Origin of the sequence: Deinococcus alpinitundrae, assembly GCF_009982895.1 — a bacterium.
GTDB lineage: Bacteria > Deinococcota > Deinococci > Deinococcales > Deinococcaceae > Deinococcus > Deinococcus alpinitundrae.
The window spans coordinates 1-367 of the sequence record NZ_WXZL01000140.1; the positions used below are offsets into that span (position 1 = coordinate 1).

Annotated in this window: 1 pseudogene; it reads left to right on the forward strand. The window is 35.1% G+C overall.

What is annotated here, in order from left to right:
- Positions 1–184: 184 nt before the first annotated feature.
- Positions 185–367 (forward strand): annotated as a pseudogene (locus GUI70_RS25415) (hypothetical protein); the annotation flags it as partial.

Consider the following 367-nt stretch of genomic DNA (forward strand, 5'->3'; position numbering starts at 1 on the left):
TATCGTCGAAGTGTTGTTATTGTTGATGGCATTAACAGGCAACGTATTTACATTATTAATGTTTGTAAGTATTAGACGTTACCAACGTACATCGCAAATACATAGTTATAACGGGTGGGAATCGTTTATACGAAAAACTACTAGACATCGTATTGCGATTATCGGGTTACTTATTTTAGTCTACATGCTGACATTATCAATTGTGTCACAATTTACATTTGATACGACATTGGCTACTAAAAATCAGTTCAATGCACTGTTACATGGACCGAGTCTAGCCTATCCGTTTGGTACTGATGATTTCGGTAGAGATTTATTTACACGCGTAGTTGTCGGAACGAAACTGACATTTTCAATTTCAATTATT